The organism is Pirellulales bacterium, from assembly GCA_036490175.1.
Classification (GTDB): domain Bacteria; phylum Planctomycetota; class Planctomycetia; order Pirellulales; family JACPPG01; genus JACPPG01.
The window spans coordinates 1-20287 of the sequence record DASXEJ010000096.1 but is presented as its reverse complement, the minus strand read 5'-3'; the positions used below and the strand labels follow the sequence as shown (position 1 = coordinate 20287).

Here is a 20287-nt window from a genome sequence, read left to right as displayed (position 1 = left end):
GCACGCACGTCCTATAAAGGTGTCGAGCAGCGCAGCGCTGTCGCGGACTCTCGCACTACTGGCTGTCATTTTCACGACCACGGACGGTGGTTTCATCGCGGCGCGAGCGCACGATACACTGCATCTTCTGGCAAGCTCTTGGCAACGTCTCTTGCCGGGTTTTCCTGGTCAAAACAATTTTGTCATTCACTCGCCGCGAGGAATCCACCATGCGAATCGTCATGCTACTTGCCCTGATCGCACTCCCTGTGGGCCTTACCATGCTGCTCTCGACAAAGACGGACGCGGGCGGCGCCATTTCTAAACCGCGCGTGCTGCGACACATCGTGCTGTACAAGTTCAAAGACGACGTCTCGCCGGCGCAGGTGCAACAGGTTGTGGACGCGTTCGCAGCCCTGCCAGGCAAAATCGATGGCATCGTGGCCTTCGAGCACGGCACGAATGTCAGCCCGGAAGGCAAGTCCGACGGCCTGACCCACGCCTTCGTCGTCAGTTTCCAGGACGAAAAGTCGCGCGACGCGTACTTGAAGCATCCGGCCCACGATGACTACGTGAAAGTAGTCCGCGATCGCCGCGAAAAGGTGGTGGTCTTCGACTATTGGGCGGAATAGGGGGCTTTGAACCGCGGCGGGGCCGCCCGGGCTCCTTACCAACGGTGGATGGCAGGACGATCCGTACGGCCGGCCGGACCGTTTATCGGGCCGGAGGGAGCCGCGTCGCCGTTCCCAGGGGCCATTTAGCCCGCAAATATGGCCTGTTTGAGGATCGGCTACAAAATCGGGCTTCATGCAAAGCTAATAAAAAAATGCTTGACACAGGTTACCGGTCTACGTAAACTCACGTGAAGTTGAGGCGGATATCGGCCCCGGCAGTACGCCAGGGTTCGGTAACCAGCACGAGCTATCTGCCTCGCCCATTACAGGGTGCTAGTGACCACCTTCCTCAGGACCGGGTTTAATCGACGCGAGTCGATACATCCCGCGACCTAAGGCATTCCATGACGGAACTTGCTTTGTAACCGAATTCTTTTCGGTCGAAGCTTGGTGGTCCTTTCTGCAGCATGCCCTTAGGTAATTCCCGTCTACTTATCGAGTCGTTCGTCTTAGCGCTAGTGTGCTGGGATTAATCAAAAAAAATCGTCTACCCGCATTCGTGTTTGTCACCATTTAGGAGAGTACACCGTGAGATTAAGAGCTTTCCTCGCTGCGGCCGTCGTTCTGGCGATGGCCACCTCTGCCCAAGCTGTTCAATTGGTTGTCATGGCCGTGAACAGCGCGCCTGGCATCACCGGCGCCAAGGCGTTTACGATTGGCGTGCAGATTACTGCCGCTGACGTAGCCGCGAACCCGGACAGTACGTTATTCGCTCAGAACATCACATTCAGCGGCAACGGAACTAGCCCAATTCAGGCCGCTGGCGCGTCAAACGTGCCTGATATTCAGACCGCCTGGAACACGTTGGACCTGAACAGCCCAAATAGTATCGGCAATGGCGGTGCCGGTGGCCCGAGCTTCCCGCCCGGCAGCGCTGCCACTACGAACGAGCTGTACAAGGACAGCTATTGGTACTCGGGTAGTACTGCATCGCTACAAGGCATCAATGGCTTCAATGACGCGGGTGATACCTTCGGAACGGTCACCACGGTGAATAGTGGACAAGGTGTCTACGCTCAAGGGCCCGGTGCGGCCGTTGGCACGACGGGCTACCTCTTCCAACCCGAGGCGACCGGCATCGTCGGTGGTGGCTCGACCGGTGTGGACATGTCATACACTGGCCTGTTCGGACCGTTAGGTGCAAACGTGCTGGACCAAGCACCATTGGCTAGCCAGTTCGTCAATGGCATTCTGACGGTTCCCTTGGCCCAGATCATTGCCAAGGGCGACGTCCATATTCCCGACAACTATGCTTTGGGCCAGGGACAGTTCCTTGCCGTTGGTAATACCCCCTACAACCTTGATGGTTCTCTTGCCGGCACCGACCCTGCAGGCGGAGCGGGCGGGACACTGGTCTTTGCTACTGGTCAGATCGTCTTCACCCCCGAGCCAGGTACGTTTGTGATGACCGGCATGGCCGCTTTGGGCATGCTGTTGGCCTGGAGACGACGCAAGTCGTAGTGGTAACCTCGCAGCACGCCACGGGTCTGTCTTGGGTAGAGACGCGGTGGCTGGCAACGAGTGCGATGGCCTGCACGGACGGAGTTGTACCCCGTCCCCACAGGCCGGCTAAATGGTGAATCCCGAGCTGGGAACGATTCAATGGATCGTTCCCAGCTTTTTTTATGCGCTGGGCGGGCCGCGTTTCTTTTCAAGCCTGCGGGCCGGGCGCGCCAATGCGCCGTAGAAAGCTCGTCAGTTTGGCGAGCTGGCCGCGCGGATTCGTTTTCGGTTGCCGTTCCGCCGTGCGGGCGCTTACGCGTGGCACCGTATGAATCCGCCGCCACACCTCGCGCGGCAAATGCATCGATCACCGCACGGCCGACGGGCCGGAAACGGCACTCTTCGCTTGGCGCCGTGATGATTGCCACCTCGACCGCGACCGTCCCGTCTCGACCACCGCCGTGTCGTCTCGATCGCGATCGTGCGAACTTCGAGGGTGCTTCCTCGGCCGTCGCGGCGCATTCGCTCGGCGACGGCGCACGGTGTTGAGCCTGCCGTCCGTTTTTGTAACGAAACGTGCATAAAATTTCCACGAAAAGTTTGCAATCGCTCCTTGGTCCCGATACGATCAGGGCAGGTCCCCCGTTCGGGAGGCCGTTCTGATCTTCTTTTTAATAATAGGGGGGACGCCCCCTATGGCTCGGGAAAGGGAGACTTCTATGCACTCGCGGCGCCGCACCGGCTTCACGCTGGTTGAACTCTTGGTCGTGATCGCCATTATCGGAATCTTGATTGGGCTCCTGTTGCCTGCGGTGCAAGCCGCGCGCGAGGCGGCCCGCAAGGCGCAATGCCAAAACAATCTAAAACAATTTGGCCTGGCGCATCAGAACTATCTCGGCTCCAACGGAGTGTTCGTTCCCGGCGGCCTGGCGACCGTTTTGACATCCGATTTTTACGCTAGCGCCTGCTCGATGCTGCTCCCCTATTTCGAACAGGGCGCGGCCGCCTCGATGTACAACTATTCGACGAATTGGTATTTTCAGCCGCAGGTCGTGGCGAACCAGGTAATACCGACGTTCGCTTGTCCCTCGGACGACAAGGACAACCCGATCTACTTCAAGTGGCTCGATTTTGGCACCACAACGGTATCGGCTCTCTACCCGGTCCCCTCGCCGACCGGCTCCCAAGGAACCTTGGCTAAAGCCGGGCCCATGGCAACGTTCAATGGCTATTTCGGGGCGCTCGACTATGCGCTATCCAAGGGCATCAACGATGCTATGTGCTTCGATGGATCATATGCAACTCCGAATTGGGAGCGCGGCATGTTCGACGTGAACATGCTCAATGCGGCGCAGGCGATTACCGATGGACTCAGCAATACGTTCATGATGGGAGAAGCCGCCCAAGGTTCGAAGTGGTTCTTGGGTTTCAACCTCCAGAACCCGAACACAACCTTGGGCGTGCAGGGGCCGTTCCCGCCGGTGTGGGCCTGGATCGCGGGGCAGACCAATGCGCAGGCTCTTTCGAGCATTGACACAACGTTTAAAGCCGGCGGTCCGTTCGGGGTGACCATGCAGCCCTTGAACAAATACCCGGTCGTGCACACATATGCCGGCGCCGCCGTTTCAATAAGCACTGCACCAAATGCCTGCAACAGCAATGCGAATAGCGCACCAAGCGGCAGTTATGTCGGTAGCTTCCGCTCGTCGCATCCTGGCGGGGGCAACTTCTTGATGGCCGATGGCAGCGTGCGATTCATTCCCGCCACCATCGACAGCGTGGGTAACGGCACCCCGAACGGACAGTACGGCTACATTCCCTACACAGGGACGTCAGGTACAACGCCTATCTACATCACCTCGGGCAATTACCCTAACGCTATATTCCTTGCCACACAAAACATCAACGGCAGCGTGCTGCCGACCTACGGCGTCTATCAGGCACTGTCGACCCGCGCCGGCGGAGAGCCCGCTTCGCCTCCGTGATTCGGCACCACGATATAGTGCATAACCACGGTAGAAACCGTACCATCCCAGCGATGGTCGTGCGGGATACGGGATTTGTTGTGCGAGAAGCGCCATCAACGTGCGGTTTGCCTCTCTGCGGTATCCAAAGGGTTGACCCCAGGGCATCGCAGAGAGGTGTTGACGTAGTGGACTGGCGGCAGCATCGCTTATGGTGTTTGGCAGTTTCGCGGGTTGTTGGTAGGACGTTGCCCGGCAAGCGGCGAGCACCTGAGAACACAAAGGCATTTCCGCTTGCTCAGCTGCCATGGCTGCGTCCTGGAATGCATCGGACGCTCCCGCGGTGCCCGCTCGCCGAGGACGGAGAACTACCCGACGGAATATCCAACCGTGGTAATCTTGCGACTTGTCCTCGGGGTGTGAGCCAAGTCTTGTCAACCATGTGGTGGCCGACGTATTCTGAAATCTGTTCACCGGTGCTTTCCCGCAATTCCTAAATCCTCAGCAGAGTGTTGGATATTATGCAACCGAACTCGTCGTTTTACCGCCTGTTTCGTTCTCTCGGTTTTGCCGCATCGCTCTTGGCCCTGTTGGCGATCGTGCCGGCGAGCGGCTGCAAGCGGAAATACCCGACGCCCGGTCCCGTCGACAAGGACCCCGAGCGCATCAAGGAACTAGTTAAACAGTTGGCCAAGAAAAAGCAGGTGGGCTTCATTAAGGACCTCCGCATTCCTTCGGCGGATGCTCTGGCAGAGATCGGGCCGGATGCCGCGGAATTCGGTGCCATTCCTGCGCTCGAGAAGATGGCCGCCGACAAGGACCCCATCGCGAAAGAGGCAGCCCAGAAGGCCTTGGCGAAAATCAAGGGCGCGCCGTAAGCAGGCCCTGTTGCCATTGACTAACGGGCGTCATCGGGCGCCGTGGTCCTGCCTGTAAGGACGCAATCACGGCGGGTTGAATAACGGCAAACCGAGGGGGCAGTCTATAAAGCCGTGGACCAGCCTATTTGCAGGTTCATTGTTACCGGGTCCGGCAGCGTTGCTGGACCGGGTACTGTTGCTGTGCCGGACGGTGCTGCTGTGCCGGACACTATTGCTGGGCCGGACAGTGCGGATTGCCGCAGCGCTGATGGCTCGTGCGCCGCAGTTTCAAGCCGATGATCGTGCAAACGTATTGGTTCTTCAATCCGGGCACGCTGGCAACCCGTATTGACCGTGGTAGAATCGATTATCCCGTCTAATGGTGGCAGAGCTGTGGGTCTGATCTTGGCATACGCCCGCGGCTCGGTGACGCCGATGCCCGCGGGTCGAAATTGCTTCTATCAGGACCCTGCCCAGGTTTCATATCCCGCGCGAGGATCAACATATGTGCCGCTCGAAGTCGACTGTTTTGATTTTGACTGCGTGGCCGCGGCGCAGCGCGGGCTGGCAACGCAGCCGACCGCTGTCGACGTACCCGTTGCTCGTCGCAGCCGCCCTCAGCGTGGGCGGACTGACTGCCGGCCCGGCTTCGGCTGAGCCGCTCCGTGTTGATAGTGCCGCGGCGGCCGAGAAGAAGGCTTATCCCGAACTTGACGAAGCACGGCAGAAGCTTGGCAAACAGGATATCGACGGGGCGCTCGAGTCGTTCAATGCCGCTGCCAAAGCCCATGCCGACTTGCCCGGCGGGCGGATCTTGCTGGCAATGGCATACTTCACTGCCAATCGTCCGCGTGAAGGGCGCGTCCAGTTGGAAAAGGCCGTCACCGAAAATCCCAACGATCCCGACGCTTTTCTATTGATGGCGGAAATCGCACTGCGAGATGCGCGTTGGACCGACGCCGCACTCTTGTCCGACAAGGCGATCCCACTGGCCAAGGCCTTTAAGGGAGATCCCGAACGGAAGAAAGATCTCGGCAAGCGCGCCTATTTGAATGCGGCGGGCGCCGCCAAAAGCCAAGAGCGCTGGGAGGATGCCCGCAAGCTCCTGGCCGATTTGCTCAAGGCTCTACCGGATTCGGCCATCGCGCACTATCGCATGGGCGAGGCGTTGTTCGAATTGGATAAGCAAAAAGAAGCCTACGCCGAGCTGCAAGCGGCCTCGCGCATGGACGAGGAAATTCCCTCGGCCGAAATCACGCTTGGGCAGCTGTACGACAATGCCAAGGACCGGGCCAATGCCGAAAAGTACATGAAATTGGCCGTCGCCAGCGAGCCCAAGAAGTTGAAGACTCGTTTGGAAGTGGCGCTCTGGTTCTTGCGCATCGGTCAGTTGGACGAAGCCAAGGCGCAAATCGACGAGGCGCTGGCCATTGACCCCAACTCGCCCGAGGCGTTGCTGCTTGCTGGCCGCATCGCGCGGTTTGCCAAAGACTATCCCACGGCGCAAAAGTATCTCGAGAAATCCTACCTCGAGACTCCCGGCGCCAGCGCCGTCGCCAATGAGTTGGCCTTGGCACTGGTCGAAATCGGCGAAGACGAGCGCAAGCGTGCCATGACGCTGGCCGACGCCACGCTCAGACAATCACGCGATGCCGAATCCGCGGCGATTCTGGGTTGGATCTATTATCGCCTGGGACGCATGGATGATGCAGAACGTTTGTTCAATTCCATCGCCAGCAGCGGGCAACCACTGACTCCCGACGCCATCTACTTCTTCGCCACTTTTGCCGATGACCGCAATCGCGGCGAAACGGCGAAACCGATGCTCGACATCGCGCTGAAGAGCGACGCGCCGTTCGCCTACCGGGCCGAAGCGCAAAAGCTGTACGACCGACTCTCGAAGAAACCGGCTGCACGAGCGCCCCGCAAAGCCGCACCGGCGGACGCGCCCGACGCAGCAGCCGACGACGCCGCGCCGGTTACCGTGAAGTCCCCTGCTGCAAAACCTGCAGCGAGCAAACCACCCGTCGCCAAACCTCAGGCCACAAAACCTGCGGCCCCCAAACCGTAGTGACGGGCAGCCAGGGTGAGTCGATGAGCTCAACCAGGCTTGCGCCCAACGCACATGGTGCGCGTTCAAGTCAGGTCGATGGGCCGGCGCCGTTGTGCCTAACTGCATTTCAGGCCAGAACTGTTTTTCAGAGTGGTCCCTTGGACCATGATACGCGGGCGCGCCGTCCCGTCGCGAACTGTCCCGTCGCCCGCTATCCCGTTGTCTCCCAGCCTGGACGAGGCCACGGATATTCAATGTAGCGGGCTGTCTCTTCGGCCTTTTCCTGGCCCAACAACCTGGCCACGACGTACAGCGACATGTCGATGCCCGCAGCCACTCCGGCCGACAAGATGATGCGACCGTTATCGACCACGCGCCGTCGCGGATCGACCTTGGTACGGGGCGCGGTCTCGCGCAACAGTTCGATGGCGCCGTGATGGGTCGTGGCTTCTAGTCCCTCGAGCAACGCCGCCTTGGCCAGGATCAGCGCGCCAGTACACACCGACAACGTCAGCTCGGTTGCTGTGGCGCGTTCCGCAATCCAAGCCAACAGCGGTGCATTGTGCATTTCACGCCGCGTTCCTTGGCCTCCCGGCACCACCAGCAGGCTAGGCGGCGGACACTCGGCCAACGAAAAATGCGGCACCACCCGCAGGCCATTGCGGGCCGTGATCGTGCCGGACTTTTCGGCGACTGTGTAAACGTGAAATGGAGGGGGATCCTCATTGCGCCCCGTCACTGAGAACACTTCGAAGGGGCCGCAGAAATCCAGCACCTCGACATCGTCAAACACTAGGATCGCCACATTGCGGACGGAGCTTGTCGCGGGCATGCGAACCGCCCTTTCTGGTGTGTGGCGATTGGCGGGCCCAATCGCGCAAATTACTGAGCGTGCAGTGTGTCTAAAACGTTGCCGCGCTGCGAAATGCCGCAGCGCCGCGACGAGCCGCCCGACCGAAGCAGTTCCTACAAATGGTCGCTCGTTGGCGCTCGTTGCTCACGTGGTTAGCGGATGTTAGTCTGCTCTCTTTGGACACGGCAACGCGGACCGCCCAGGGCGAAATACGAGGGGATGTACCATGTCGGATTCGATTCGAGCACGTTTCAACCTCACTGGCAAGGTTGCCATCGTCACCGGCGCCAGCAAAGGCATCGGCGAGTCGATCGCCCGCGGCCTGGCCGAGTTCGGCGCCAAAGTGATGGTCAGCAGCCGTAAGCAGGAGGCCGTCGACGCGGTGGCCAAGGGCATTCAGGCGGCCGGCGGCGAGGCCGACGCGCTGGCCGCACATGCCGGCAGCATCAGTGATCTGCACGCCCTGGTAGACAAGACGGTCTCGCGATTCGGCGGCGTGGATATCATCGTCAACAACGCCGCGGCCAATCCCGTCTTCGGACCCATCGTGACGGCCGACGAGGGCGTCTTCGACAAGATTATGGCCGTAAACGTCAAGGGACCGCTGGAACTGGGCAAGCGCGCGTTTCCGATCATGGCCGAACGCGGCGGCGGCTCGGTCATCAACATCAGCAGCATTGGCGGCATCAGCCCTGAGCCAATGTTGGGCATCTATAGCGTCAGCAAGTCGGCGCTGATTAGCCTGACCAAGGTTCTGGCAGCCGAGTGGGGCGCGGCGAAGATTCGCGTCAACGCGATCTGCCCTGGCCTGGTGCAGACCAAGTTCAGCAAGGCGCTTTGGGAGGATCCGCGTAATCTGCAAAAATTCGTCGAGCAGTTGCCGCTCGAGCGCATGGCGCAGCCCGAGGAAATCGCACCATTGGCCATTTTCCTGGCCGGCGACGCGGCCTCGTATTGCACCGGCGGTGTTTACGTCGTCGACGGCGGTCACACGATCTAGGGAATGACGAATGCCGAATGACGTAATGTCTCACGCTGCAGGACACAATAACCTGCCAGTGCGACGATCGACGTTGCCTGGCGCGACGTTATTTCGCACGGCATTGTCCCTGCGCGGGTTTGGTGATTTGCTCGTGCGGCTGTCGGCGCTGCGGACATGCGGTGACGCATGAGCAACCTGTATGTCGTGCGGCATGGGCAGGCATCGTTCTTTGCCGAAGACTACGATCGGCTTTCCCTGATTGGCGAAACGCAGTCACGCCTGCTGGGTCAATACTGGACGCGCCGCAATGTCGTTTTCGACGCGGTCTTTGTCGGCCCCTGCCGACGACACGCCGACACGGCCCGTCTGGTCGGCCAGGCCTATCAAGAGGCCGGTCTGCCATGGCCTGCGGCGGTGCTGCTGCCAGGGCTCGACGAATATCAGGCCGAAGCCGTGCTCAAGCAGGCCCTGCCCGGTCTCGTCGCCCAGCACGAGCACATCGCACAACTGCACGCAGCCGTGCAGCGTGCCGGCGACCGGGCGGAAAAAATACGCACCTTTCAAAAGCTATACGAAGTCGTCATCGATCGCTGGGCTCACGGTGAGCTGGATTTGCCCGAGGTGGAATCCTGGACCACGTTCTGCCAGCGCGTACAGCAGGCGCTCGACCATATCGTGGCGCTGCCGGGCACGCGCCGGCAGGTTGCCTTGTTCACCTCCGGCGGACCGGTGGGCGTGTGCATGCAGCGAGCCTTGGACACTTCGCACCGCACTACCCTGCAGCTAGCCTGGATGGTGCGCAACGCGGCATTCAGCGAGTTTCTCTACTCCGGCGAGCGCTTTACGCTTAGCAGCTACAACGCGTTTCCGCATTTGGACGATGCAGAGCATCTCACCTACCGCTAAAGGCCATGAAACTGCTTTACAGCGTCGTGGGAAATGCGACGATTGTAGAAACCCGCCCCCGCGAGGGCGCGGCACCGAACGAAAAACCACCACTGAGCCCAATTCTGATCCACGGGGGACGCGTATGGACTTCTCGACTTCGCCCAAGATGCAGGACATCCTCGCGCGCATGCGCGCGTTCGTAGAGGAAGAGCTTTACCCGCTCGAGCCCGAGGCGCGCGAACACGGCTTCAAGGCTCTGGTCCCCAAGCTGCGCGAGAAGCGGGCCAAAGTCCGCCAACTGGGCCTCTGGTGTCCGCAAATTCCGCGCGAGGAAGGGGGCATGGGGCTGTCGCTGCTCGAGCATGGGCAGGTCAGCGAAGTGCTGGGCGGAAGCACGCTCGGGCATTACTGTTTCAATTGCCAGGCGCCCGACGCGGGGAATATGGAAATCCTCATGCAGTTCGGCAGCGAGATGCAGAAGAAGACCTGGTTCCGTCCGCTGGTCGAAGGAGAAATCCGCAGTTGCTTTTCCATGACCGAGCCTGATCGTCCCGGTTCGAATCCCGTGTGGATGGACACCACCGCGGTCAAGCAAGGCAGCGATTACGTCATCAACGGCCGCAAGTGGTTTACGTCTTCGTACGACGGGGCATCGTTCGCCATCGTCATGGCGGTGACCAATCCCGAGGCCCCTCCGCACAAGCGGGCCAGCCAGATCATCGTCCCCTTGAACACGCCGGGATTCAAGTTCGTCCGCAACATCCCGCTGATGGGACACGCTGGCGACGACTACGATAGCCACGCCGAAGTTACCTACGAGAATTGCCGGGTGCCGCAAACCTATTTGTTGGGCGAAGAAGGGGCAGGCTTCGCCATCGCCCAAGAACGTCTGGGCCCAGGCCGCATTCATCACTGCATGCGCTGGATCGGCATCTGCGAGCGATCGTTCGACCTGATGTGTCGCCGCGCTGCCAGCCGCGAGCTTGCACCGGGCAAGCCGCTAGGATCGCAACAGATTATCCAGCAATGGATCGCCGACAGCCGCGCCGAGATCAACGCCGCGCGCCTGATGGTGCTCGAAGCCGCCTGGAAGATCGACAACCAGGGCATGAACCAGGCACGGGAAGAGATCTCGTGCATCAAGTTCTTCGCCGCCGACGTGCTGCTCAAGGTCATCGATCGCGCGATCCAGGTTCACGGGGCCCTGGGCATCACCAGCGACACGCCCCTATCGACGTTCCTCCGCAACGAGCGTGGCGCCAGGATCTATGACGGCGCCGACGAAGTCCACAAGATGGTGGTCGCCAAGCGGGTCCTGTCCCGCTATGGATTGAAGATCTCGTAATCGCCCGCTGAGAGTGGCCGGGCGGAAAATTGGCCGGCGGCCGCGGCGTCAATTGCCCCAGACCATACAAGCGTAACGGGAGTTCGTCAGGTGAGCGAGTTTTTGGACAAAACCCGAGCCATGCGTTCCGGCGAGGAATTGGACGCCGCGCGATTGGAAGCCTACTTGCGAGAGCACTTGCCAGGCGTGGCAGGCGCGCTGGCCATCGAGCAGTTTCCCGCCGGCCATTCGAACCTGACCTACTCCGTGCGGTTGGGCGAGCTGGACATGGTTTTGCGGCGCCCCCCGTTCGGCAGCAAGGTGAAGAGCGCCCATGACATGGGGCGCGAATATCGCGTCCTGTCGAAACTGTACAAGGTATTCGCCCCGGCGCCAGAACCGGTACTGTATTGCGAAGACGATGCCGTTCTTGGCGCGCCGTTCTACCTGATGAAACGCATCCGCGGCGTGATCATTCGTCGCGATCCTCCGCCGGGCCTCGATTTCTCCCCTGCCGTCGCGCGTCACTTGGGGGAATCATTCGTCGACACCCTGGCCGCGCTACACGCCCTGGATTACGAGGGCATCGGTCTGGGCGATCTTGGCAAGCCGCACGGCTACATGCAACGTCAGGTCGAGGGCTGGATCAAGCGTTATTACGGCTCGCAAACGCACGATATCGCCGAAGTCGAGCCGATTAGCCGCTGGATGACCGAACATATCCCGGCTGAAACCTCGGCGTCCTTGATTCACAACGACTACAAGTACGACAACACGATCGTTTCGGCCGACGACATTACGCGCATTATCGGCGTGCTCGATTGGGAGATGTGTACGCTCGGCGATCCGTTGTCGGACCTGGGCACGGCGATCTGCTATTGGATCAATGCCGACGATCCCCCCGAGATGCAGCTCATCCGCTGGGCCCCCACCACAGTGCCCGGCACTTTGACACGGCAAGAACTCGTGGCCCGCTATGCCGAGAAAACGGGGCGCGACATGTCAGGCATGGTTTTCTATTACGTGTACGCGCTCTTCAAGACGGCCGTGATCGCGCAGCAGATTTACTATCGCTACCATCACGGCCTGACGAAGGACGAGCGCTTCGTAGCTTTTCTCGAGGCCGGCAAGATCATGATGCGGGCCAGCCTGCGAGCGGCCGAGACGGGAAAATACTGAAATCCCGGCGATGGCCCCTGTAGCACATCGAGCGACGCTTCCGCATCTCGCAAAGTCCTTACCGACAAGGACGTACGGCTTGGTCCTGTCTGGCCAGAATCCGGTCCCGGCGGGCATGCACGGCGTAACAAGCGGCGCCTATCAATAAATAGAGCCGCCCACCTTTTAGGGGCGGGCGGCTCGTCACCGTTGTTGCTTTACGCTTTGGACGCAGCCACGACCTATTCGATCACGGCCGCGGACCACCTACTTCTTCTTGGCGGTCTTCTTCTTGGCGGCCTTCTTCTTCGTGCCCTTCTTGGCAGCTTTCTTCTTAGCCACTTTTACGTCCTCCTAACATAGGGTGCTGGTGAGCCGTGCCCTGGATCTTCCTAGTGATCCTCTTCCGACCGCAGCTCACCTCGAATCAAAAACTCTGCGTGGCAGATGCCTGCTTACATTGACTGGCAGCAGGCACTGCTGCCACATGCACGCATTTTTACGGGTTGACGTGGAATAGTGCAACACCATTTTTGCCAAAACCGCGCTAATCGCACTGTCGCGCGCCTTCATTCGCTGCGTCCTTCGCGCGTTGCGCGACGTGTGAATCGTATCGCGCGCGCACCAGCGCGCTGGCAATGTTCTTGTCGATGGCGCACGCGCGCGATTGAGATGCGCACCGTCGTGACTGCGAAAAACCCCGGCAAATTAGCTGTTTTTCACTTACGCTCACTTCATGCGCAGCGCAAGTGCGCAGTCGCGCCGGAAAAAAAGTTCGCGGTAATCGCGCTCGCGCCAGCGCGCATCATGATCGAGAAGACAGTCGCAGAACTTCGCCGCGAAGAAGAAAAACTTTTTTTGCCGAAGCGCTGATTCAGGCCAATGCGGCCGTGATTACTTCGCCATCGACCAGCGGAAGCGGTCGACCTTGGGTATCGTGAACGATCATCGAGTGATCGATACCCAACAGATGATACATCGTGGCCAGCATGTCCTTGGGGCTGATCGGATGATCGGCCACATCGCCGCCATGCTTGTCCGAGGCACCCACGACGCGCCCGCGCGCCACGCCGCCGCCGGCCATCAAGGCCGAATAAACGCGCGACCAATGGTCACGGCCACCTCCTTCGACATTGGCAATGTGGGGCGTGCGACCATGCTCGCTGGTACAAACCACCAGCGTTTCATCGAGCAGACCCCTCCTGTCCAAGTCGCTAATCAGGCCATACCAGGCTCGATCCAGGCCCGGGCAAAGCTCCTGCCGCATCCGCGGATAATGGTTCCAATGCGTGTCCCAGCCGCTGCCGGCCAGCCCATATTCGTCCCAAAATACCGTCACCATGCGGCTGCCCGCCTCGACCAATCGCCGGGCGCCCAGGCATGCCTGGCCAAACAGCGTGCGGCCGTACATATCGCGGGTGGCTTCGGGCTCGGTGCGAACATCGAGCGCGCCCCGCAAATCGTCCGACTCTAACAGCGAGTAGGTCATCTGGCGGTAACGATCGAATTGCCGGCCGCCGCCACTGGTGGCCAGATCCGCCCGCGCTTGATCCAACTGCGTGAGCAATGTCCGCCGCCGATCGAGCCGATCCAACGTGATCTCAGCGGCCAAGGCCGTGGCCGACGGCACTACGAAGTGGCTATCCGCCGTGAGCTCGATGTAAGGATCATTGTCCTCGAACTTCTGCTGCTGCAGCGTTTTGGTTAAGGCCTTGGTCCCCTGGCCGACGAAATCCGTCCAGATTGGATCGTATTCGCCTCCCAAGAACGCGGCATACGGACCGGCGCGCGGCACTTCTCCCACGCGATGACTGCTAAAGCGGAACGGCAGCGCAATATTGTTCGGCACGCGCCGCGCCGGACGAGCATCTCCCGCAGCCGCTAGCGCGCGGCGCGATTCGACGTAATCCACCACCGAGCCAAAAAACGGCCAGTGGCGCGGATCGCGCGGACTTAGTTCCATCGGGGCGTCGATCGCCGGAACGCCGGTCAACGCATAGGCCACTCCGTGCAACGGATAGGGGTGCGTCACTGAGCGGAGCACCGTCGTGCGATCCATCACCCTGGCAAAGTTCGGCAATAGCTCGCAAACGTCACAGCCCGGCAGGCTCGATGCAATCGAGCCCAGCTCGCCGCGAATCTCGACCGGCGCCTTGGGCTTCGGATCAACGAACTCGATCTGGCTGGGTGCGCCGTACAAGTGCAGCAGGATGACGCTCTTGGCATTGCCGAATGCGGTGGGCTGCGCTTTGTCGCCGGAAGCCGACGCGTTCTGCAATCGCAACAGGTCCGGCAGCGCCAAGCCTGCCAGCCCCAGACCACCGACACGCAGCAGATCGCGTCGCGAGACGCCATCACAGAGCTTGCGTGGTGATCCAAGGACACGAAACATGGCTGGTCCTGGTAAAGCGGTTATAAGGCGGGGCGGCAGGACCATCGGCACGTTAATGCCCCGTGCGCACGATCCCGACCGGGCCTCATCGTACCACACCCGAAAGACCGAATTCCAGCCTGAGATGCCCAGATTGGCCGGCGAAAGGCCGCCACTGCCCGATTATTCTCCCAGGACGTACGAGAACATCAGTGGGGCCACGATCGAGGCGTCGGAGTTGATCATGAACTTCGGTGCATCGCGGTCCAGCTTCCACCAGGTGATCTTTTCGTTCGGCACGGCGCCTGAGTACGAGCCAAACGAGGTCGTCGAGTCGGAAATCTGGCAGAAGTAGCTCCACAGGCTGACGTCTTTTTCCAGGTCCTGGATGATCAGCGGCACCGCGCAGATCGCAAAGTCGCCGGCAATGCCGCCGCCAATCTGGAAGAAGCCAATTTCCGAAGTCTTCACCGTCTCCAGATACCACCGCACCAGGTGCTCCATCTGGGCCGTGCCGCTTTTGATGACGTTGTGACTTTTGACTTTCCCCTCGAGGACGCGGGCCGCGAAGATATTCCCCAGCGTCGAGTCCTCGTAGCCCGGCGTGTAGACCGGGATCTTCATGTCGTAGGCAGCCCATACCCAGGAGTGCTCTTTGGGAACTTGCCGCACTTTTTCCAGCACGCCGTCGCGGATCAGGCGAAAGAAGTACTCGTGCGGAAAGTACGATTCGTTTTTCTCGCCGGCCTCGCACCAATATTCGAGCAGCTTTCCCTCGATATGGCGAATCACGGTTTCCGGAATGCAGGTGTCGGTGACGCGGTTAAAGCCCTCGTCGCGCAACTGCACTTCGTCGTCCGGCGACAGGTCACGGTAGTGCGGCACCATGCGATAGTCGCTGTGGGCGACGACGTTGAAGATGTCTTCCTCGAAGTTGGCGGCCGTGCAGGAAATGGCGTGGATCTTACCGGCGCGAATCATCTTGGCTAGCGAGACGCCCAGTTCGGCCGTACTCATGGCGCCGGCCATGGCCAGCAGCATCTTGCCGCCCGCTTCGAGATGCTTCTTCCAGGCACGTGACGCATCGACGGTTTCCCGCGCGTTGAAGTGCCGAAAGTTATGATCCATGAATTCCGAAATCGACATCAGCATTGCCTCCCAACAGAAAACGAAGCCGCGTCCGTTAAAAATCGGACGCGGCTAGAAAAAATCGCGGTTAACGGACACTCATCTCGCAGCTTACGCCGCCGGCGGCGGGCAGATACGAGCGGCGGACGTAGTCCATTACCATGCGGTGCGCGCTGAATCGCCAGGCAAGCGAGCCAATGGAGTTCATCATCCGCCGCACCCACAGGCGGGGTAGACCGTCAACGTCGCGGTCGTAATACAGCGGTATCACTTCTTCTTCCAGCACGCGGTACAGATCATCGGCATCGCGGCGATCGTTGATTTCGTCCGACGCGTGGCTCGTCCCCTTGCCGATGGCAAAACCGTTCGAGCCGTCGTACGCTTCGGCCCACCAGCCATCCAGCACCGACAGGTTCAAGCCGCCGTTGAGCACGGCCTTCTGCCCGCTGGTTCCGGACGCCTCGAGCGGCCGGCGTGGGTTGTTCAGCCACACGTCCACGCCCTGCACCAGGTGCCGGCAGACGTTGATATCGTAATCTTCGATGAACGCCACGCGCGACGCGAAGCGCTCGTCATGACGCAGGTTCGAGATCTTTTTGATCAACTGCTTGCCGGGCTCGTCGGCCGGATGCGCCTTGCCCGCGAAGACGATCTGAATGGGCCGCTCTGGATCCGAAATCAGATCACAGAAGCGGTCGAAATCGGTCAAAATCAAATCGGCCCGCTTGTAGGTGGCGAACCGCCGTGCGAAACCGATCGTGAGTATGTTCGGATCGAGCATGTTACGTGCTGCCTCGATCGATTCGTCGGTCTCACCGCGCCGGCGGCGCTGCCGGCTGACGCGGCGACGCACGAACGACAACAGCAGATTCTTCAGCGTGTGGTGAATTTCCCACAGCTCGCCCGGATCGACCTTGTGAATGTCCTGCCAGACCTCGGGTTCGCCCATTCGCAGGAACCAATTGACGGCGAACTTGCGGTCATACAGCTGTTGCATCTGCCAGGCCAGCCAGCTGCGCACGTGAACACCGTTGGTGATGTGGCCGATCGGAATCTCTTCCTCGACGCGCCACGGCCAGAGGTGGGCCCACATGCGGCGCGAGACGTGGCCGTGCAGCGCACTGACTGCGTTGGCACGCCGCGAGAGCTTGAGCGCCAGCACCGTCATGCAGAAGGTTTCGCCCTCGTTTTGCGGCTCGACGCGCCCGAGGCCCATCAATTGTTGGAAAGAGATGCCCAATCGATCGCGCAAGGGACCGAGATGCTCTTCAATCAGGCCGCCGTCGAAACGATCGTGTCCGGCCGGCACCGGGGTATGTGTCGTAAACACCGTGTGCTGGGCCACGTCGCGCAGCGCCTCATCGAAGCTGAGCCCGTCGTTTTCCATCATCGCGCGAATGACTTCCAACGACGCAAACGAACTGTGACCTTCGTTGAGATGATAGACGCCCGGGGTTATGCCCAGCGCGTGCAAGGCACGTACGCCCCCCACGCCCAGCACCAGCTCTTGGCGAATGCGCGTACGATGATCGCCGCCGTACAGGCGGCTGGTCAGCTCGCGATCCTCGGGGCGGTTCCCGTCAACGTCGCAATCCAGCAGATACAATTTCACGCGGCCGACGTGCATCAACCAGACTTTGGCCAATAACTGTCCGGCCCGCGTATCGATCGAAACCATGATCGGCTTGCCATGTATGTCCACGGCCGGCCGCATCGGCAGATTCTCGACCTTGGTGTCGATGTATTCCTCGACCTGGTAGCCATTGATGTCCAGGTGCTGCTTGAAATAGCCCTGGTCATAGAACAGCCCGACGGCCACGAAGGGCACACTCAGGTCGCTCGCGCTTTTGACGTGATCGCCCGACAGTACACCCAGGCCGCCAGAATAGATCGGCACCGATTCGTGAATGCCGAACTCGGCAGAGAAGTACGCCACCGGCTTGGCCCCCAGTACGCCGGTATGGGTCATGGCCCAATCGTTCTGGGTGGCGAGATATTCTTTGAGGCGGCGAAACGCCTGATTGATGCGGCTGTGCAGCACCAGTTCGCTGGCTCGCGACTCGAGTCGCTCGGGCGTAAACTCCCCCAGCAGCGCAATCGGATTGTGGTCCAATTGACGCCAGCGGATCGGGTCGAGGTCACGGTATAATTCCACGACCTCTGGGTGCCAGCTCCACCACAAGTTGTTGGCCATGGCCAACAACTTGTCGTAGATGGATTCGAAGTCGACTCCTCCCTTGGACAGACCTTCCAGGGATTTGCTGGGCGCGATTTCCGTCCGGCTCATCGGATATTGATCCTTCAACTAACAGGCCATTTCCTGCGGCATGCCCACACACAAAGTCCCTGATTGTATCAATTTACAATTGCCCAAGCGACCCCATTGCCAGCCAGAAACCGGGCCCCCACGCGATCGCTGCGTTCCTGAGGCGACTATACTCCGGCGTACGCCGCAGCCGATCCCATCTACCGCGCGCCACGACAACGCCGGTGCGGGAAAAATCAGAAAAACAATAGGTTCCCTGCTGTCATGATTACTGCTCCCGATGATCCGCAGTTCGACGACTTGTGCCGCGAGCTAGCGGCGCGAACCGACCAGCTCGATGTGACCGGCCATTGGCCGGCCGAACAACTCCGGTTGCTCGGCGAGTACGGCGTCTACCGTTGGTTTTTGCCCAAGGCGTGGGGCGGGCTCGAGTGGAACGACGCCGATCTGATTCGCGGCTATTTGCGTCTCAGCGAAGCCTGCCTGACGACGGCTTTCATCCTCACGCAGCGCACCGGCGCCTGCCAGCGCATCGCCGACGGCGACAGCCCCCGCAAGGCAGAACTGCTGCCGCCGCTCGTATCGGGCGAGACGTTTTCCACGGTCGGCATCTCGCATCTCACGACCAGTCGCCGGCATCTGGCGCGGCCGGTGCTGGCAGCCGTCGAAACCGCCGATGGCTTCCTGCTCGATGGGTTTAGTCCCTGGGTCACCGGCGGCGCCCATGCTAACACAATCGTAACGGGCGCCACGTTGGAGGATGGCCGGCAGATTCTGGCTGTCGTGCCCACGAACTCACCGGGCGTCTCGGCCGACGAGCCGGCCCGATTGGTGGGACTCTCGGCCAGTCACACCGGCGCGATCCAATTCCGCCAGGTGGCCGTCGCGCATGAATGGCTGCTGGCCGGGCCGACCGAAAACGTCATGGCGCGCGGCATCGGTGGCAATACCGGCGGATTGCAAACATCAACCCTGGCCATCGGGTTGGCGCGCAGCGCGATCGGTTACCTGGAAGCCGAGTCTATAGCGCGCGAAGATCTGCGTAAGCCAACGGCCGCATTGCGCCACGATGCGGACGAGGCCACGCGAGATCTTTGCTCGTTGGCCGCTGGCGACACGTCCTGCACCAGCCAAGACCTGCGCTTTCGCGCGAATAGTCTGGCCTTGCGGGCCACGCAATCCGCGCTCACCGCAGCCAAGGGAACCGGCTATGTCATAGGGCATCCGGCCGGTCGCTGGTGCCGCGAGGCGCTATTCTTCCTGGTCTGGAGCTGCCCCCAGCCCGTTGCCCACGCAGCACTGTGCGATCTGGCAGGCCTGGGCGACTGAGCATCTTTGAGTCTGGAGAGATCCTTGCTCTTTTACGCCTTTCCACTCGCATCTGTCATGGAGTGTGGAGATCAACCGCCCCACTCGAAATGGGGGACGGGCACACGAAAGGCAGTATCGAATCGTGCGGTCTTTGACAAGGCGAGCAAGGTTCACGCAATGACCACAATGCGAATGACGGGCGTTGGGATGAAACGACCGCGTGACCGATCGCTATTGAGAATCGCCTAAGGCGCCCGACAGATTGGGCGGCTCGTTCTGTTTGGAGAAGACGCGATGGAATAACCGAGCAAGCTTTATCGGTATCGCCCCGGCACGTTACAGGATATTGCCGGACTCGCGGCAAATAGTCTCTGGTTTGCAAATCTCAGAAGCTTCAATGATCCGTTTGATTGTGCCTTGGATATTGTTCTCTCCGATCCAACGACGGAGAGAGTTCAAGAACGGATTCTGAAGACCAATCCTGAGGCCATTCAGTTGATTGCTCAGATGGACAAAAGCCACGCGGCTTATCTCCAGCAGTTAGCCATGAATGCGCTACAGACTTCAATCAGCAATTCCATTGGGAACGTCCTACAGGGAGTCTGTTGCTTTTCTGAGTTGAGCGACCATCTCTTAATGTGGTCTCACTACGCAAACGGACACCTTGGCCTCTGTATGGAGTTTTCCAATACCATCGCATTAGGCCAAGGAGCATTGGCGGCCGTAAAGTACCGTGACTGCTTTCCAGTTCTTGATGCGGACAAGATTCTCGCCAATGCCGATGATGCGTTAGCCAACGTAATTGACCTCTGGCTAATTAAGGCGGAGTGCTGGGCGTATGAAAAGGAATGGCGAATCCTACATTCCAAAGGCGACTGTCCCTTGAACTACCCTCCCGAGAGTCTGACGGCGGTATATCTTGGTGCCCTAATGCCTGAAAACCAGCAGTTATTGATAAAAAAGCTGTTAGAGGGGACAGGAACAAAAGTTTGCAAAATGAGGTTGGAGAAGGCCAGCTTTAAGCTGGTCGCGG

General features: G+C 60.1%; 16 protein-coding genes. 12 read left to right on the top strand and 4 right to left on the bottom strand.

What is annotated here, in order from left to right; translation table 11 throughout:
* Positions 1–209: 209 nt before the first annotated feature.
* The 5 genes from VGG64_06945 to VGG64_06925 all read left to right on the top strand — a co-directional run bounded on the left by VGG64_06945 (position 210) and on the right by VGG64_06925 (position 6991).
* On the top strand, positions 210–611 hold the full coding sequence (locus VGG64_06945) for a Dabb family protein (GenBank protein ID HEY1599321.1): 402 nt from the start codon (positions 210–212) through the stop codon (positions 609–611).
* 570 nt (positions 612–1181) lie between these two features.
* Positions 1182–2114 (top strand): PEP-CTERM sorting domain-containing protein, encoded by a 933-nt coding sequence (locus tag VGG64_06940; GenBank protein ID HEY1599320.1) that lies wholly within the window; start codon positions 1182–1184, stop codon positions 2112–2114.
* 701 nt (positions 2115–2815) lie between these two features.
* A complete protein-coding gene (locus VGG64_06935; GenBank protein HEY1599319.1) occupies positions 2816–4081 on the top strand; it encodes a DUF1559 domain-containing protein in 1266 nt (421 codons plus the stop codon).
* A gap of 500 nt (positions 4082–4581) precedes the next feature.
* Entirely contained in the window at positions 4582–4938 is a 357-nt protein-coding gene (locus VGG64_06930) for a hypothetical protein (GenBank protein HEY1599318.1), read from the top strand.
* 487 nt (positions 4939–5425) lie between these two features.
* Entirely contained in the window at positions 5426–6991 is a 1566-nt protein-coding gene (locus tag VGG64_06925) for a tetratricopeptide repeat protein (protein ID HEY1599317.1), read from the top strand.
* A 193-nt stretch (positions 6992–7184) separates the two neighbouring features.
* On the opposite strand, the gene VGG64_06920 is transcribed toward VGG64_06925, so the two are convergent.
* A complete protein-coding gene (locus tag VGG64_06920) occupies positions 7185–7805 on the bottom strand; it encodes a DJ-1/PfpI family protein (protein ID HEY1599316.1) in 621 nt (206 codons plus the stop codon).
* 247 nt (positions 7806–8052) lie between these two features.
* On the opposite strand from VGG64_06920, the gene VGG64_06915 reads away from it, so the two are divergent.
* The 5 genes from VGG64_06915 to VGG64_06895 all read left to right on the top strand — a co-directional run bounded on the left by VGG64_06915 (position 8053) and on the right by VGG64_06895 (position 13051).
* A complete protein-coding gene (locus VGG64_06915; GenBank protein ID HEY1599315.1) occupies positions 8053–8826 on the top strand; it encodes a glucose 1-dehydrogenase in 774 nt (257 codons plus the stop codon).
* A gap of 168 nt (positions 8827–8994) precedes the next feature.
* Complete coding sequence (locus VGG64_06910) at positions 8995–9714, top strand: histidine phosphatase family protein (protein ID HEY1599314.1); 720 nt, start codon at positions 8995–8997, stop codon at positions 9712–9714.
* Between the two features lie 124 nt (positions 9715–9838).
* Positions 9839–11041, top strand: coding sequence for an acyl-CoA dehydrogenase family protein (locus VGG64_06905; protein HEY1599313.1), 1203 nt, complete (start codon positions 9839–9841; stop codon positions 11039–11041).
* A gap of 90 nt (positions 11042–11131) precedes the next feature.
* Positions 11132–12199 (top strand): phosphotransferase family protein, encoded by a 1068-nt coding sequence (locus tag VGG64_06900; protein HEY1599312.1) that lies wholly within the window; start codon positions 11132–11134, stop codon positions 12197–12199.
* Between the two features lie 651 nt (positions 12200–12850).
* Positions 12851–13051, top strand: coding sequence for a hypothetical protein (locus VGG64_06895; GenBank protein HEY1599311.1), 201 nt, complete (start codon positions 12851–12853; stop codon positions 13049–13051).
* A 1-nt stretch (position 13052) separates the two neighbouring features.
* Here the strand turns inward: VGG64_06895 and VGG64_06890 are convergent, their stop codons facing one another.
* The 3 genes from VGG64_06890 to glgP form a co-directional block, all read right to left on the bottom strand.
* Positions 13053–14570, bottom strand: a complete 1518-nt coding sequence (locus tag VGG64_06890; protein ID HEY1599310.1) for a DUF1501 domain-containing protein — start codon at positions 14568–14570, stop codon at positions 13053–13055.
* 162 nt (positions 14571–14732) lie between these two features.
* Positions 14733–15695, bottom strand: coding sequence for a deoxyhypusine synthase family protein (locus tag VGG64_06885; GenBank protein ID HEY1599309.1), 963 nt, complete (start codon positions 15693–15695; stop codon positions 14733–14735).
* A gap of 70 nt (positions 15696–15765) precedes the next feature.
* Positions 15766–17964 carry an alpha-glucan family phosphorylase gene (gene glgP, locus VGG64_06880; GenBank protein ID HEY1599308.1) on the bottom strand — a complete coding sequence of 733 codons (2199 nt, stop codon included), beginning with the start codon at positions 17962–17964 and terminating at the stop codon, positions 15766–15768.
* Positions 17965–18207: 243 nt separating this feature from the next.
* On the opposite strand from glgP, the gene VGG64_06875 reads away from it, so the two are divergent.
* Both VGG64_06875 and VGG64_06870 read left to right on the top strand, forming a co-directional pair.
* Positions 18208–19272, top strand: coding sequence for an acyl-CoA dehydrogenase family protein (locus VGG64_06875; GenBank protein HEY1599307.1), 1065 nt, complete (start codon positions 18208–18210; stop codon positions 19270–19272).
* 399 nt (positions 19273–19671) lie between these two features.
* A partial coding sequence (locus VGG64_06870; GenBank protein HEY1599306.1) for a DUF2971 domain-containing protein occupies positions 19672–20287 on the top strand: 616 nt, incomplete at its 3' end.

Coding starts and splice junctions, on each gene's coding strand:
- VGG64_06945 (HEY1599321.1), top strand. CDS start 210: ATGCGAATCGTCATGCTACTTGCCCTGATCGCACTCCCTGTGGGCCTT.
- VGG64_06935 (HEY1599319.1), top strand. CDS start 2,816: ATGCACTCGCGGCGCCGCACCGGCTTCACGCTGGTTGAACTCTTGGTC.
- VGG64_06930 (HEY1599318.1), top strand. CDS start 4,582: ATGCAACCGAACTCGTCGTTTTACCGCCTGTTTCGTTCTCTCGGTTTT.
- VGG64_06925 (HEY1599317.1), top strand. CDS start 5,426: ATGTGCCGCTCGAAGTCGACTGTTTTGATTTTGACTGCGTGGCCGCGG.
- VGG64_06920 (HEY1599316.1), bottom strand. CDS start 7,805: ATGCCCGCGACAAGCTCCGTCCGCAATGTGGCGATCCTAGTGTTTGAC.
- VGG64_06915 (HEY1599315.1), top strand. CDS start 8,053: ATGTCGGATTCGATTCGAGCACGTTTCAACCTCACTGGCAAGGTTGCC.
- VGG64_06910 (HEY1599314.1), top strand. CDS start 8,995: ATGAGCAACCTGTATGTCGTGCGGCATGGGCAGGCATCGTTCTTTGCC.
- VGG64_06905 (HEY1599313.1), top strand. CDS start 9,839: ATGGACTTCTCGACTTCGCCCAAGATGCAGGACATCCTCGCGCGCATG.
- VGG64_06895 (HEY1599311.1), top strand. CDS start 12,851: ATGCGCACCGTCGTGACTGCGAAAAACCCCGGCAAATTAGCTGTTTTT.
- VGG64_06890 (HEY1599310.1), bottom strand. CDS start 14,570: ATGTTTCGTGTCCTTGGATCACCACGCAAGCTCTGTGATGGCGTCTCG.
- VGG64_06885 (HEY1599309.1), bottom strand. CDS start 15,695: ATGTCGATTTCGGAATTCATGGATCATAACTTTCGGCACTTCAACGCG.
- glgP (HEY1599308.1), bottom strand. CDS start 17,964: ATGAGCCGGACGGAAATCGCGCCCAGCAAATCCCTGGAAGGTCTGTCC.
- VGG64_06875 (HEY1599307.1), top strand. CDS start 18,208: ATGATTACTGCTCCCGATGATCCGCAGTTCGACGACTTGTGCCGCGAG.